This window comes from Maribellus sediminis (assembly GCF_011799805.1).
GTDB classification, from domain to species: domain Bacteria; phylum Bacteroidota; class Bacteroidia; order Bacteroidales; family Prolixibacteraceae; genus Draconibacterium; species Draconibacterium sediminis_A.
In genome coordinates, this window is record NZ_WXUB01000007.1 from 55,953 (window position 1) to 72,125 (window position 16,173).

Here is a 16,173-nt window from a genome sequence, read left to right on the forward strand (position 1 = left end):
CGGACTGCAAAAGTAGTTAAATTTGGATAACTAGCAAATATTTCAAAGAATTTACTGCCTGATTTTTAAAGCTTTTCGACGATTAAAAGAAAATTTACTTTGGCTGTTGCTCCCATCGGTCGAAAAATTGGCGTTACGTTCGGTACAATGGAAACGACTTCGCCTCTTAAGCTGTTTAAAAACTGTTCCAGTTTCACCTGATCTCTGTCCATTTTAATTTCGAAATGATGCACTTTATATTTCATGACATTTACATTTAAATTTCTGTTTGTTTTGGCATGTATAAATTGATGGAAATGATCATTCGAATGACGCTTCCATCCCCATCCTTCACAAATTCAATTTCTTTCGACTTCGATTCATCTATCCAAACTCCCTCATCATTTTGATGCGGTAACTTAATGACCTGATTCGCCAGTGGATTGTTAAAGGCAAGCATGCCGTCTTTGTAAAATACTTCAAACTCAGATTGTGGCTGTGGGAAAAGGTAAACGCCCAACAATGTTCTTAATTCTTCTGGAACATTCTCGTCGATGCTTTCCGGTTCCGATTTTTTGGGGAGAAGAAAGACCTGCTGCAGCTTCATCTTCGCTATGTTTCCATACAAATCTTCGTTGAACGAGAAATTGATTTCCCGCGTTAGTTTGGGATACATGATCCCTTTTTCATCGGGTGGATAGAGCGCTAAAACCTGAGAACCCGGAATATTAACAGCAAGGCTTCCGTCCCGGTAAAGAATCTCGAAAATGCTGTTTTTTTCTTCGAAAAGGTATTTTCCAATATATTTCGCCAATTCTTTGGGAACTAGATCAGCAACCTCACCACTGCCCATTTTGTATTCCAGAATCTTCATTGCTTTTGGATTAAAAGAAGCAGCTTCTCCCAGCCGAATGTGCCCGGCATCAACAAAGTCAAATTCCCTTGCAGTGGCGTCCACTGCTACCCAGCCGGCATCACCCATGTATACTTCGGTCCAGGCGTGCTGACCGAAACTTCCTCCCAAATAAGGTGTGTACATGCAGCCGACAGAAAGCCTCGCCGGTATTCCAACCGCCCGGCAAAAAGCGGTCAGGAGACGCGAGTGTGAACCACATTCTCCTTCACGTGTGTTGTAAGTATTTATGGCTGATGTTCCGCCCGGAACTGCCCCTCGAATATTATCTGACACCCACTTGCTCAAACGCACAGCTGCGTCCCACGAGTTCTCGGAACCGCTTGTAATTTTCTTTGCTTCGGCGATCAAAACCGGATTATCCGATTCAATCAGTTTTTCCTGTCCGAGGTATCTTTTCAGACTTTCATCAGTAAATGAAGGTGGAAAAGAGGGGGCATTTTCGCCCCGGTACCGAAATGGTTCAATTTCGAAAACACCCTCGATCAAATTATTGGTAACAGTCCCCGAGAATTTCTGCCCGGGGAAATTGAGGTTTTCCTGAGTTATCCATTCTCCTCCTGACAAAATGGATGCTTCCACTTTCATATAAGAAATGTCGGGGATATTGGGAATCATTTTGTTGACCCTGGCAAACAACATCGACTCCATGTCAACGGTTTGGATGTCCTTTTTCACCGATTCGTCGGCGAGGTAAATAAGCCTGCCCGCCACCTCAAGTTTTAAAAGTTCGCTGTTCGCATCGTTCAACCAAAGTTTTGTGGTGGTACCCACTTCCCGGTTCACTTCTTCGAGCAACGTTGTCTGCCACTTTTCCCCGTTCAATTCAAGAACTTCTTTTCCAAGCAATCTGTAACTTTTGGTGGCAACAAGGCCTTTCATATCATCAAAAACACGGTAACTTTTTTCACTGTCTTTGCCCTTGATAAAATCCTTCATCAAGTGAGGATAGCTTACCGAATTCTCAACTATCACGTCTTCATCCAACTCTATTTCCCGAAATTCTCCATTCCTTGAATCGGTGAAGAAAGCTTTGCCATTTTCAAATTTGGTATAAGTATAAATCTCGGCTGAAGTAGCAACTACATGTTCGATCGAAACAGGTTTATCCGTTTCAGGATCGAATAGAAATTTATTCTGAATTGTCATATCAACTCCCCCTCCCAGCGCAGAAAGTTTGGCCAGAATATTTCTTTTCAGCACAAGGAATTCCTGACCATCAACCTGAGTTGTGGTAATTTTCGATTCGGCATAACCGCAGAGTACACCGCTGATTTCAACGGCAAAAGTTTCAGATTTTGGCAGGCCTTTTAATGACTGCCCGGCTGCTGTTGTCCATAAGAATGCAGACAAAGCCAGCGCATACGAAAGTTTAAAGATTGTTTTCATTTCATTCCAGTTTTTTGATTTCTATTGTATCCGATGTAACTCGCACGATAAAATCGTTGCTCGTTTCATGGCTTTAAATTGTTAGTTGTTTCCAAATTAAACCACTCAATAAATCAGGACTTGTTTCATCGCTTTTTATATAAAATTGATTCTATTCAGATCATAGCATTACTTCGTTTTTTTGTTGATCTCTTTTATGGCTTGCCGCGCATAAAACCTGACATCCCAGTCATCATCGTCGGTGACTTTTTCAAGATAAGGAACCGCATCGGTTGGTAATGAATCAAGCAGCATGTACACCACTTCGCGGCGAACATTCGGATCTTCATCTTCCAAATGCTGATACAGGTAGGGCTTGGCTCTTTCAAAGTCAATTCTCATCATTGACTTCAAGGCTGATGCCCGATAATACCAGAAATCATCGTCAAGACTTTCCCCGAGATAAGGCATGATCTCTTCGCAACCAATACTCGATAGCGTTTCAAGCAAAACATTTGCCTTGACCTTTTCACTCCCATTAATTAGCATACTGAGTAATTCATCCTCTGCCTGCACTGCTTTTAAACTCCCTAAACTTCTGACAGCCGCTTCCACTATACCGGAAACAGAATCATTCAGGGCATTTATTAGAATTGGGATTGCTTCCGGAATGGTGTAGGCACCGGCAGCCTGAATTGCATATCCCCTGACATCAGGATCAGAAGACTCCATTAGTTCATAAAATGCGGGGTACGTTTCGGATCCCATCGACAAAAGCTCTGCAAATGGCTGCAACGTTCGGTTCCTGCGCGACTGCTCCCTGGTAATTTCAGAAATCAGCAAATCCGCTCGTTCTCTGTCATATGGTTTAGCTGATAATGCATTTGGATCTCCAGCCGGCTGCAGATCGACCCAGAAAAGGGAAAACGCCATCAAAAGAACAGCATAAACTGTAAGCGTCAACCCGATTTCCTTTCGGTTTTCAGGACGATTTTTACGAATAAGCAAATACATTGGAAATTGGATGACTCTCTTCAGAAAAACTGGTGCCGGAAATAAAAACGGCGTTCTTTTACGGTATTCATCATAGTCATCGCCTGCAGTTTCACTCATCTTTAATTCTTCCAGGAAACAGATTCCGATAATCACCAGTGTTGACAAAAGCCACGGAAGTGTTCCGTACCACCCCCAGCTTTTTTTCATATCGTTAACCGTTGGACCAAAAAGCATTAAGCCATAACTCCAGATTATCCATCCCAAATACTGCGGGTGCCGTGAATATTTATAAATCCAGTGTTTGGCAACCTTGTTGTTGGCAAAACGGACTTTGATCCAGGCGTAAACTCCCAATACGAAAATGAGCGTGCCGGAAATCATAAACAAATAGATTAGAAATTGATGTGCATTCCAGTTGAAGAGCCCGGCAATCCACAATAATATCCAATAAGGAATCAGCACCACTTTCCCCAGATCGATCATCGAAAGCGAAATTTCCTGTAGCGGGAAGAAAATCACATTCAGCAATCCTAGGCCGGCCAGGTAGAACATGCTGTAAGCAAATGTGGCAAAAACAGGAAGGAAGAGAGCAATTCCTCCAACCCAAATAAAACTGTTCTTTTTGGTGACAAAACCCAAAATAATCATCAGGAAGATTAATCCGAGGCAGATGTATCCGATCCAGCGAATTTTAACAACTTCGAAAAACAACTCAATTTTCGCATTATTGTAGCCAGGATCAGATTGAGGAGTGCCGACGTTGGATTGAAGAAATTTATCAAGCATTTGCGGGATTTCGATAAAAGCAAACATCAATCCTATTGAAAATACCAGCGCCAGTAAAAATAACCCGAAGTTTTGTAAAATCTTCTTTGGTTCTTTTGGTTTCATGGCTTTGATTTTATGATTTTTATATCTGAAAACTCAAATCCATTTCCGGCCGATTTCCGGTTGTTACATACCGAATTTCTTCAGCAAGATGGCAAAAAGTGTAAATCCAAATGCGAGTATCAGCATCAATAACAATTTGTTTATACGGTCCTGCTTTCGTTGTTGTTCGATAAGTTCACTTACTACAAGCATGTTGTTGTCATTCAGGTCCGACAGACATGCTTCCAGGTGTTTAACGTGGTAGCGTATCTGCGCACGGAAGGTGAAAAAGTTAAACCCGAGCCCAATCAGAATAAAGGTCAGAAATACTACAATGTCGATCCAGTCGAGTGTGCGAACCTTACCGTAAACGGCGAAAAAATATGCCAGTGATCCTGAGACAAATACAAATAGGTATGTAATTGACATTGAAATCAAAGTACTGGTGAAGCGAGTTTTCAGGTACGTTAACATTGATACCAACTTATCCCGGGTTGTTTGTCCCAGATCGGCAATTTCGGAAAAACGCTTTAGCATTTTCAACTGAAAATACATCAATCCGGCCAGCAACACCACACCGCCTGCGCACGCTGACACTACCTTGCTTGTTCCGGCATAAAGAATGCTATCGACTACAAGTGCTATAATTACAAGGCTTTTCATTACGAGGTCCATGTAAATCATTTTCCTGACATACTGGCCCGTGCTGTGCGATCTCCCCGATAAAAATCGTTCAATATTTGAACTGTCGTATCCCGAAGATCCGATCAGATTCTCAGTTTTACTCCACATGGCTTTTAATTTTTCGTCGTTCATGATAATTCCTTTTCTGAATCGTTAACCAGCTCTTCGAGCTTTCGTTTTATGCGCACCAGCTTTACGCTTACATTGTCCTTCGATGTTCCCATGATCGATGCGATCTCGTCGTAACTTTTGCCTTCGAGCCACAACAGGATGATGGCTTTGTCAATACTGTTGAGTTTCGAAATGGCAGAGTACAACAGTTTCACCTGCTCTGCTTCTTCAGGATTCTCGTCTGTTGCAAGGTCATACGCCCCGAGGCTTTCGAATCCCGGTCTGTTTCTGTTTTTCCGAACAGTGCTAATTGCCGTATTCAGCGCCACCCGGTACATCCAGGTTGTGAGTTTTGCTTCGGCCCTGAAATTCGGGTAAGCTTTCCATAGCTGGAGGCAGATCTCCTGAAAAAGGTCTTCACGGTCGGCCGGTCCGTTGGTATAAACCAATGTCACTTTATGAATGATCGCCTGGTGTTTTTCGATCAACTGACTAAATTCCTTTTTCGATGGTCGTTGCACGTTCTGTTTTTTGTTTCACTTAGTTGGTCGTACGAAGTCGGAAAAAACTACAAAAAATCCCAATTTTCTTTCTTCAAGCTGAATTTACAACATATTCAATAAAAGGCTTCCAATTTCGGTGTGATACCAAAATGATTGTTATATTTGTTTTCACTGAAAATCAGGCCAGGCTGAATATGCAGAAAATTCGACTGAACATTTTGGGACTCTCAGTAAGTCAGACACAATCAGGGGCTTACGCATTGGTATTAGCAGAGGAAGAAGGAGATCGCAGAATTCCCATCATCATTGGGCCGGTTGAAGCGCAAGCCATTGCCATTCAACTCGAAGGTCTGAAACCACCCCGTCCGCTTACCCACGATTTAATAAAAAACATGGCACTTGCATTTGAAATTGCCTTGCTGGAAGTGACTATTTACAAGCTCGAGGAAGGTATTTTCTATTCGGAATTGTTGTGCGAAATGGGTGGAAAGGAAATTCGCATCGATTCCAGGACTTCGGATGCTGTTGCGCTGGCACTGCGTTTTCGTTGTCCGATTTATACTTCAGAAGAAATTCTGAAAAAAGCCGGCATCGTTCTGGAACATGAAGATGAAAATTCGCCGGTTCGCAGTATGCTCGACGACGACTATGACGAGCCCGAAGTTTCTTCTTATGCACAGTACTCACTTGATGAGTTACAGGAACTGCTCGACGATGCCATACAGAACGAAGACTACGAAAAGGCGTCGATTATTCGCGATGAACTGAACAAAAGAGAGAAAAAATAATATTTACCGCCCAAACGAAAGGGCATTCAACAAATGACATAATCATAAAATGAAGCAAATCCTGATATTGCTGGTAATACTTACCGGCTTTTTATTTGTTCCGGAAGTACAGGCTCAAAACAACGATTCCACAACAACCGAACAGGTGCAGATACAGGAAAAAAGCACGGATACTTCAGTAATATTATTATCGCAAAAGCGGGAGAAACCATTTTCGCTGACCACCATTTTCAGGGGATTACTGGGAATGACAGTGCTCATTTTTATTGGTTGGCTATTTAGTAGCAATCGCCGGAATATCCCCTGGCGAACTGTAATCATTGGATTAACGATCCAAATAATACTGGCAATTAGCGTTTTATACATCCCTTTTGTACGAATCGCGTTTGAGTTTTTTGGCAGGATCTTCGTTAAAATTCTCGATTTTACCAAGGAAGGCAGCACCTTTTTGCTGGGCGACCTTATGGATGCAAACACCTATGGTTATATCTTTCTGTTCCAGGTACTGCCTACCATTATATTCTTTTCGGCGCTTACCAGCTTGCTCTTTTACTGGGGGATCATTCAAAAAGTAGTTTACGGACTGGCATGGGTATTTACCAAAGCCCTGAAAATTTCGGGTGCCGAAGCCTTGTCCGTAGCCGGAAATATTTTCCTTGGGCAAACCGAATCTCCATTGATGATCAAGGCTTATCTCAATAAAATGAGCAAATCGGAAATTCTTTTGGTAATGACCGGAGGAATGGCCACGCTGGCGGGAGGTGTTTTAGCTGCTTACATTGCCCTGCTTGGCGGAGACGATCCGCGGATGCGCCTCGAATTTGCCAAACACCTGCTCACAGCATCTGTAATGGCAGCACCGGCAGCTATCATTTTCTCGAAAATGCTGGTACCTCCTACCGAAGAAATAAACAAACAGATAGAAGTTAGCCGCGACAAAATCGGAAGTAATATGCTCGACGCCATTACCAACGGAACCAGCGAAGGTGTAAAACTGGCTGTTAACGTTGCTGCCATGTTGCTTGCGTTTATTGCTTTTATCGCCATGTTCAATTTTATTGTAGGTAAAATCGGGCAATGGACCACACTGAACGAAATTATAGCTGAAGGAACAAACGGAAGGTACGACGGACTTTCGCTGCAGTTTATTCTGGGCTACACTTTTGCACCGCTCATGTGGCTGATCGGCATCAGTCCCGACGACATCATCACTGTGGGGCGTTTATTGGGTGAAAAACTTATTCTTACCGAATTTATCGGGTACATCAGCCTGGCCGACCTGAAAGCCGCCGGCGCTTTTTCCGATACCAAATCGGTGATTATGGCTACTTATATCTTATGTGGATTTGCTAATTTTTCGTCTATCGGAATTCAAATCGGAGGTATTGGAGCACTTGCACCTTCACGTCGCGTTCTGTTGTCGCAATACGGAATGCGCGCGCTGCTGGCCGGAACACTGGCATCACTGATGAGTGCAACAATTATTGGAATGATACTGGGCTAATGCCTAAAGAATAATAATTATATATTGTACTATGGAAGGAGACTATTGAGTCTCCTTCTCTCTTTCTGTATTTCAAACATCGAATTGTTCAACCGTGCCAATATGCAATATTCAACTGATTGCAATTAAGGGTGATATTTAGTAACTTATATTCTCAAAAACCAAATATCATGAAACAGCTAATAGTATTATTTATCTTCGTTTTTCTCTCAGAATTTGCGCTTGCTGATTTATATCAAAAAAGTATTGATGAAAATGTTTTTGGTAAATACAAAATAACTGCACTTGAATCTCCTAGAGGTGACATCAAAACAACTCTCAAAATCTGGAAAGACGACAATGGGGAAGTTAAAGCAGAGTTTGTTGAAAATGGAGAGAAAATGCCAGCTGATAAAGTTGAAATTACTGGTAATGAAATATACATTGAAAGATATTCAGAACAGGGAATGTATAATGAGGAATGGAAGCTGAAAGTTGAAGAGGATAAGATCTCTGGATATGCGAATGCTCAGTTCAGAGTATTTGGGAACCGCATTAAACAGAATCTCCAAGATCCATTTTAAATTAGAACCTAATAAAACTTATTCTTTGTCCAAAGAAAAATGTTAACCAGGTTGCAATAGTAGATATGATTTTGGACTAACAAATGGTACTACAAAAATTTCTTTATTTCTGTTTCGAGTTCTTTTTTCATTTTTACAAATGAATCAAGCGCGCAATCGGGCACGCAGGGCGTGGGATCGACCCAAACATCATTCCAGTTACCCGACCAATAGCCCTCTTTCCCGCTGATGCTTTCATCAACAATCGCCAGAATGCACTGGAGATTCTCCTGCATTTTTCGAAGATTCTTAGACTTCCTGGCATTATCGGCATATCTCCTCGCAATATTGAGGTACCCATAAAGTTCAACCGGAAAATGCCAGAAAGAATGCATTTGGCAGCCGGCAGTTTGTGCCTCCGCTTCAGCAATTATCGTCTCAACAACATCAAGTTTCTCGTTGATTTTACTGTTACCGGGATCATCGACTGCAAGCAGCGAAAGAGGAGTAAACAGCAGGCCAAGAATCATACTTTTTACAATCATGACAATAGACTTTTAGTGGATTCCCTGCCTACAAGAACCAATTAAAGTCTGTTCAAATCAATAGTACGTATAAAAGTAGAATAAGCGTCGTCTATTATAATATTCTGAAAATCAGCAAAAGGTAATCTATCAATGGCTCCTTAAATTTGTTATCGCCTTTATTTGTTGATGCTATTATGCTGATCAAATAATAAAAAAAGTGGCCGTACAAAACTGCACAGCCACCTCCCTTATCTCAAAACAGAATCTGCTATTTCTTTAACAGAATCAGCTTTTTAGTTTCTACAAAATCGTTTGTTTTTAAGGTACAATAATAAATTCCGTCGGCCAGATCGCGTGCTTCAAACACGTAAGTGTAATGCCCGGCTGTTTGCTTCACATCAACAATACGCTGAATTTCTTTACCAACAGCATTGGTAATCGTCAGCAGAACATGCATATCTTCAGGAATATTGTACTGTAAATTGGTTTCATTCCTGAACGGATTCGGATAACTGTTGAAATGATAAAGCCCCTCATCAGTACCCGGCAATTCATCGTCGGCAACGGCAAGAACAATCGGATTATCCACTGTACCATTAATCTTATCCACTGTGAAATTCATTTCAGGCGACACCAGTTCAATCTGCCGCTGGTTGTATTCATCCCATAGTACAGTTTTCACCTGTTCACCAATATCCGAACGGTCGCCATATACCATCGCGAATGTCATGTACTCTTCCATGTTATTCAAATAGGTCAGTGGTGCATCTCCACGAAGTTGTTCATTGATATAAGTTTGAATCCGGTAATTCTCCGACGAAGGCAAATTACCAAAATCTACGGTGGCAGTCAGCGTCATATTGTATTCGTGTTTCAGGAAGAGGTCATCGGTACTTCCCGATTTCTGAATAGTAATGTTATCGCTGTTGGCCACAAACAACTTATATCCAAGGCCAGGATGGAAAAATTTCAGATCGCCGATCCACGAATCGGTACCCTGATTGTATTCTCCGTATTCGAACTGACTTTTAATGATGTCGCCCGCACCGGATGTCAACTGGCCGAGAATATCATCGACAGGTAATATTTCGGATTTTGGATAACCGATCCAGTTCCATTTCGGATTTAGAGGAATGGCAACATCATTTTCAGGCACCATGCCAATCAAACTCAGTGTATCGCCATGAGCGCTCAAAAAGATCATGTATCCCAATTTAATATCGATATCCGAGAGCGTTCCCAGCCATCCGGCATTTTGACTGAATTGTGAATATCCGGTTTGCGATTTCAAGGTGATATCGTTTAGAGAAGTTGGCGGTGTAAGACTTTCAAACACCTTAGCAACGCTCATATCTGCACTTTCCTTATTCACCGAAATCCAGTTCCATCCTTTTGCCAGCGCCATTTCCTGGATTCCTCCGGCCGGATGAAGAATAAACGGCTCTTCAGCGTTTCCTACCACACCATCGCTAAAGAAGGTAAGTTCTTCAATGGCACCGTATTCAATTCCATTCAATCCATCCCACATCCTGAACTTAATAACTTCAGTAGTATGCTGGTTTCGCACGTGATATTCGGGGAAGTTGAACCAGTCGAGATCGAACTCGGCATCATTCGATAAAATGCGCAAAGTATGCGAGCCGGCCGGAACCTCCAGCTGTGTTGTGAATACAGTATAAGTAGCTGTACTACCGGTATTCGGAACAGCGAAGGTAGTTTTTAACGCTCCGTCGATATAAAGTTCAACATCACCGGGTTTGGTACTGGCTACTTTAAATTCAACATCAAAGACGCCGGATTTGGTAGCATAAATGTCAAAATCAGTCCAGTTACTTTTCTTATACCGCGTGGCATCATTAGTTTTGCCATCTTCTGTAAAAGTGATATCCTGAACACTCAAATCATTGATATAATCTTCAGCTTCAATCAAGCTACCGTTTTCACCGGCAAGGTTGCCCGAAACATTCATAAAAGCGGCATACTTATCAATTTCAGGAACATAAATAATACTGCCAATGCCCCGCAATTCGCCGTCAACATAAGCCGCAATTTTATCGCGTAATCCGGTTGACAGGTTCTCATCGCCACTATCGGAACTAAATTGTGCAACAATGTTCATCGAGTATTGGAAATCAGGGTGATTCACACTCCAGTCAATTTCTTCGGCATACAATTCAAGTGAAACGTGTAGAACTTCGGCAGTGCCATCTACCATGGCCACAACATCACCGTCGTAATATCCGGGTTCCAGGCCATCAGCCACCTGTAACTGCACCGTGAAACTATTACCCGATAAAATTGAAGCGGAAGTAACCGAAGGCACCAACCAGGCGGGCCATTCATCAATAGTAAAGGCTTTGGTGATGCTCGCACTGTTGTCGAGATTGGCACTCAGGATTACATTGTCTGTTTCCACTGCCGTTCTGTGTACCTCTTCCGGATTCCATGAAACCGGGCTCACGTTTACAAGGAACGACCATTCAGTCTTGTATTTCTGTACGTTGCCATTAATATCCTGAATTCCTTCTACCACAGCGTAAACCCGTTTCCCTTCGAGCCATGGTTGTGCGAAAAGATCGTTGTCAGGAACCAGAATAATTCCATCCTCATTCTGAGAACACTGAACCGTTATTGGAATTTCAGTAGAGTCTTCAAGAAATAAATGAATGCTGGGCGCTGCCCCTGAATAACTATCAAAATTACAGTTGATGTCCTTGTCGAAAACAACACTTATCTCCTGGCCGAAACGCAGGTAGCCATCTGACGGCGAAGGTGTTCCGTAAGGAGCGATTGACGAACGGTCGATTATCCCGCTCTGCTCCGAAGAATAAGATATTCCGCCCTCAATTCCGCAAAATGCTTTGGCCCGCAGACTATATTTCCCGTCGGTCAGACCTGATACATCAAATTCGTAATCATAAAAATTTTCTACCAGCAATTCGCGATCAATGATAACGTCATCAACCCATCCTTCCCCCTGGCGTTTATACTGAAGTGTTATGCTTTGCAGGTTTTCGTTATTCCGGTCGTAGCCAGTAAAAGCCACGTCCAGTTTATCATTGTTATTGCTGTTTACCAACCAATTGTCGCCTGGCAAAAACAAAGCAACGTTCGAGCATTCACTCTGGAAGTCAACAAATATCCAGGCCGTATCACCGCTTGTAATATTGCCATTATCTTCCCACAATGAATACTCACAAGGTGGGTACATCATTATACCAATAGAATCGTAAGTGGATGCCATCGGGCCGCGTTCAACGGTCAACGCGATGTTAGCAGTTTGGTTATACTGTAAAAAATAGGAAGCCCCACCGTTGGTAATTAAGGTACCGCCCAGTTTTACAATTGCGCCGTCGGGGTTAGTGGTTGAAATTACCTTGACATGGTACTCGCGTGTTTCGCGGCTTTGACTTTCGTTTAACAGGTTAGCTGTAAACACGGCCTGACCACCGATCGGTACGTTATTTATCTGCGGCGGATACACTGTAATCCGGGCATCGTCGCGAGGCTGTGTTCCCGGCTCATGCGGACAGCTCGTTGTCCCCAGTTTTAAATCGAACGCCGGAACGCCATATGCTCTATCTTCTTTAATATCAACACTGAAAAAGTCGCCAATATCGTTGTCAGAAAGAATATATCCAACCGTTCGGGTATACGAAGTATCGTTTCCCTGGTTAAATGTATTCGCCCACCTGAACTTTGCCATTACTCCAAGTTCACTATCGAACCAGGCCCCGGTTTCATTGTCAATTTTTATTCCTACGGCCAATTCCGTGTTAATAAAAGCGGTGTATTCGTAGGATGCAGAATTTGTTGTATCCGTGGTATATTCATTGGTATAAGGGGCTCCCGCACTAAACGAAATGTTTTCCTTAAATACAGCATCTTCTCCCCTGTTTTTAGCATTCTGAGCCAACACATCTTCCCAGTGTAAGCTATCAGCCAGCAACTGGTTGGCCTGCATCTTTTCTTCAGGAGAAAGCAAACTGGTATCGCGACCGGCAATTATAGCACTCCGAAGTACTCCTAAGGTAGGAAGAAGCGTACTTTTAATATGCTTTTCGGTATAAACAAAGGTGGTTGCAAAACCTGTTACATCGATGGTTGGAACTGTTTTAATCTCGGCCTGACAGGTCGTGGTATTAAAGCTAAGTTCGTCGCCCAATGCATATTCCTGGTTGAATGAGGCACCAATATAAACGTCACCGTCATTTCCGGTAAGGTTTTCCATATCGGACGTGGAAAAGGTTTCATTAAATGTAATTGTTGTTTCTACACCACTACGGTTAAAATTATCCCTTCCGGCCACTGCACTAAATTTGATTTGTGTTCCAAAGCCGTTACTGGAGAAGGGTGTTAGCACTTTAGCCCCGATTAAGAGGTTAGCATAAACGCCTGCTTCACCCCCCACAAGCATTTCGAATGTATTAAAGCTTTTATACGATTTACCTTCCTGAACATAGGAATAACTGTTATCGCCCGGAGGATCGTGCAAAACCAGCATCGGCATTTCGGGTGACTTTGTAATAAATGACGGAGCCTGTGTTTTCACACCGGTAACCATAATCCAGTACTCCTCGGGATCTGCATCAAGAAAACCAACTTCAGGAATAACATAGAGTAATTTTTCGTGATTATGTTCGGCACTTTCTGCAATTTCAGGTAAACCTGCTGCAACGGTATAAACTGCAAAACCATTCACAATTGGAATCTCAATGGGCTCATCTCCCCGGTCGCTCACAAAATCAAAAATTCTTAAGTACCCTTCATTTACAGGGCAGTCCCCCAACGATTCATTTACTTCAAATACCAAAGTATAAGTTTGATTTTGTTCCATTATCGTTGTTGTGGAACTGCTACAATTGTATTGCATGGCTCCTGCATCAGCAAAGTCCACCTGAATATCAAGCGGCGAATGGTATATAAAATTCGCCTCGGGAACTACCTCTCCGCGTGTTGTATCAGCAACGGGAATAATGGTTGTATCGGCTGGTGTGATGCGTACTGTATTGTTGGGCAAGAAAACAGTATCGGCGGGTGTAATAACCAGACTATCACGCTCAACGACCATGTCTGCGGTATCGCGAACTGTAAGGTCAATTCGGATTGGTTTATTACCTATCTGATCAAATATATTCGAATTTGTAGGATGTAACTGAACCACCTGTACATCATACTCCCGCGCCGGAAGATCAGGAACAGTCAGCAAACCATTCGCATCAGTATAATAATTGGTATTAAAGCAATTACCGGGTGAAGTAATCTGCACTTTAACAGAATCTGCTACCGGAGTCCCGCAACCCGTTTGAACTTTTACAAAAATAGTATCGGTTTGCGTATCGGTGAAGTTGATGTTCAAAGAATCGCCCGCAACAAAAAATGAAGTAGAAGGTTGTCCGGCAGGATTCTCAAAAGTATGGTGTAAAAACTCGGGGGTAAAGGAATAATCACCTTCTTCCTGGATGGCATAACTCCATTCTCCGTTTGCATCTGTAAATATTCCTCTACTCTCGCCGTTGATTAAAATCTCCACATCCGGAACACCGCATTCAGCAGAAGTTGACTTTGGATAAAATACGCTACCCGCTACAGAGAACACACTTTCGTCGGTAAAATTAGCTCCCGAACTTAACTTCGAATTCAGATCGAGCACGCGGGTAATCGTATCCGGCGTAAAAATATGTGGTCCGTTTGGTCCTTCTTTGTATGGTATTACAATAAACTCGGCCTCGTCGTAATAATAAATGTTGCGTATTTCGTAGTAACCATCCACATCGGTGGTGGTACAATATCCGCCGGAAGGAACGGCAACTGCACCGGCCGGCAAATTAGGCGTTATTGGAATTGCGCATACCTGAACACCTTCCACTCCAACACTCAACAGCGACTTTACGGTACCTTTAATTGTTCCGTTCGGTTTCGAATACCCCTGATCGGAAATGGTAGGAAAATTTCTTGTTTCGTGAATAGGCGTTACATAATACGTATGCCTGTAACCGGGTATGGCACCATCATCGCTGTATGCCTGGGCATTTTTACTCAAAATAGCAAGTTCTTCTTTCTGGGTGCTTTCCGGCACACTGCGTTCGATACGAAGCTCTTCTGCGAAATCAGAAAGATCTTCCCATTCTACTTTAACACGATTAGTATAAGTGCCGTCTGATGCATTAACCGTAAAAGTTTTTGCTTTACCAAGTACGGCATTTGAACCGTTTCTAGGGGACTCGTGATTTCCCCAATCATCAGTAAATGTAGTGACCCAGTAATAATATTCATCGTTCGGAACGATTGTATTATCAGTCCAGGTGCGAATATCTCCCGCCACTTGAGCTATCAGCGTACCATTTGTTGTTGTGGTTCCCCGATAAATATTATATCCGGTATTTGCATCCGGAATATTAGTGCCTTTTCCCCAGGTTAAGATGATTTGATCAAAATACTCCTCACTGGACGCGGTAATATTTGTTGGAGATTTAATTGCAGCAGTAGCGGCGTAGGTTAAAACGCTGTAGCCGGCACCTCTGTCATCCGAATTATTCGCCCGGGGATAACCACTCCATACCCACTCCACACAGTTACACCAGGCCCAGCTACAATCTTCTGATTCCTGGTAACGTAAGCCCCAGTAACCTGAATTACCCGGGCCTGCAATGTGAGTAACGGTTCCACTCGATAAGCTGCCACTACCTGTCTGGTGTTGAACGCTGTTGCCATCCGAATTTTTATAAACATCAATTCTGTGAACAACAGATTCACTACAACCAACTACTCCGGCACCGCTGTAGTTAAAGGTAATTGTGTAATCTGATCCTCCTGATGAAACTGAAACTGACATATCAGGATATTTTCGCTCCCCATTCGCCAGTATTGGCATAATGAAAGCAAACAATAACAGCCATAGAAATTTACAGCATTTGTTTGTGATTAATAGATAGGTTGGAATCACTTCCGAATAAGTAAATTTTTTCATATTGGTATGTATTAAGTGATAAGTTTCATGTTTGGCGCAACCGCAAACACGCATTACTGCAGGGCAATCAAACCATTGCAATAATGAATCAAGGGAGTTGCGAAGTCCATATTATTATTGTTTACATCTAAAGGGGAAGAAACAGGGTACAATTTGATTTAATGGTATTCCTTTCCTTTAAACTTTGTTTATTGTTAAACAAGTTATGAAATATATAATTAAGATAAAATAGTATTTTGTTTCAGATCATCATTTTAACCCGTTTTCTTGAACAAGAAATAAAGTCTGATAATTGAAAATAAAGGGATAGAGAAGAAAATTGAGCTACTAAAAAAATATTTATTTTTTTTCGAAGGAGAAGATTCTATCAAACAGAATAACCGTGGACAAGTAATGTTTACTTATTTCTTTTCTGACT

At 42.3% G+C, this 16,173-nt stretch carries 10 protein-coding genes; 3 read left to right on the top strand and 7 right to left on the bottom strand.

The window, feature by feature from the left end:
* Positions 1–65 precede the first annotated feature (65 nt).
* The 5 genes from HFD85_RS20435 to HFD85_RS20455 all read right to left on the bottom strand — a co-directional run bounded on the left by HFD85_RS20435 (position 66) and on the right by HFD85_RS20455 (position 5,442).
* On the bottom strand, positions 66–245 hold the full coding sequence (locus HFD85_RS20435) for a hypothetical protein (RefSeq protein ID WP_167614043.1): 180 nt from the start codon (positions 243–245) through the stop codon (positions 66–68).
* Positions 246–256: 11 nt separating this feature from the next.
* On the bottom strand, positions 257–2,281 hold the full coding sequence (locus HFD85_RS20440) for a transglutaminase-like domain-containing protein (protein WP_167614046.1): 2,025 nt from the start codon (positions 2,279–2,281) through the stop codon (positions 257–259).
* Between the two features lie 168 nt (positions 2,282–2,449).
* Complete coding sequence (locus HFD85_RS20445; RefSeq protein WP_167614048.1) at positions 2,450–4,147, bottom strand: HEAT repeat domain-containing protein; 1,698 nt, start codon at positions 4,145–4,147, stop codon at positions 2,450–2,452.
* Between the two features lie 63 nt (positions 4,148–4,210).
* Entirely contained in the window at positions 4,211–4,942 is a 732-nt protein-coding gene (locus HFD85_RS20450) for a hypothetical protein (RefSeq protein ID WP_167614050.1), read from the bottom strand.
* On the bottom strand, positions 4,939–5,442 hold the full coding sequence (locus HFD85_RS20455) for an RNA polymerase sigma factor (protein ID WP_167614052.1): 504 nt from the start codon (positions 5,440–5,442) through the stop codon (positions 4,939–4,941). The genes HFD85_RS20450 and HFD85_RS20455 overlap by 4 nt, the downstream gene beginning before the upstream one ends.
* 176 nt (positions 5,443–5,618) lie before the next feature.
* Here HFD85_RS20455 and HFD85_RS20460 point away from each other — a divergent pair, with 176 nt between their 5' ends.
* The 3 genes from HFD85_RS20460 to HFD85_RS20470 all read left to right on the top strand — a co-directional run bounded on the left by HFD85_RS20460 (position 5,619) and on the right by HFD85_RS20470 (position 8,279).
* Entirely contained in the window at positions 5,619–6,212 is a 594-nt protein-coding gene (locus HFD85_RS20460) for a bifunctional nuclease family protein (protein ID WP_240925088.1), read from the top strand.
* Positions 6,213–6,261: 49 nt separating this feature from the next.
* Positions 6,262–7,716 (top strand): NupC/NupG family nucleoside CNT transporter, encoded by a 1,455-nt coding sequence (locus HFD85_RS20465; protein WP_167614054.1) that lies wholly within the window; start codon positions 6,262–6,264, stop codon positions 7,714–7,716.
* A 170-nt stretch (positions 7,717–7,886) separates the two neighbouring features.
* Complete coding sequence (locus HFD85_RS20470) at positions 7,887–8,279, top strand: hypothetical protein (protein WP_167614055.1); 393 nt, start codon at positions 7,887–7,889, stop codon at positions 8,277–8,279.
* A gap of 89 nt (positions 8,280–8,368) precedes the next feature.
* Here HFD85_RS20470 and HFD85_RS20475 read toward each other — a convergent pair whose 3' ends face one another.
* Together HFD85_RS20475 and HFD85_RS20480 are read right to left on the bottom strand one after the other, a co-directional pair.
* Positions 8,369–8,803 carry a hypothetical protein gene (locus HFD85_RS20475; RefSeq protein ID WP_167614057.1) on the bottom strand — a complete coding sequence of 145 codons (435 nt, stop codon included), beginning with the start codon at positions 8,801–8,803 and terminating at the stop codon, positions 8,369–8,371.
* A gap of 250 nt (positions 8,804–9,053) precedes the next feature.
* Positions 9,054–15,755: a carbohydrate-binding protein gene (locus HFD85_RS20480; RefSeq protein ID WP_167614059.1), complete on the bottom strand. Its 6,702-nt coding sequence runs from the start codon at positions 15,753–15,755 to the stop codon at positions 9,054–9,056.
* Positions 15,756–16,173: the final 418 nt, after the last annotated feature.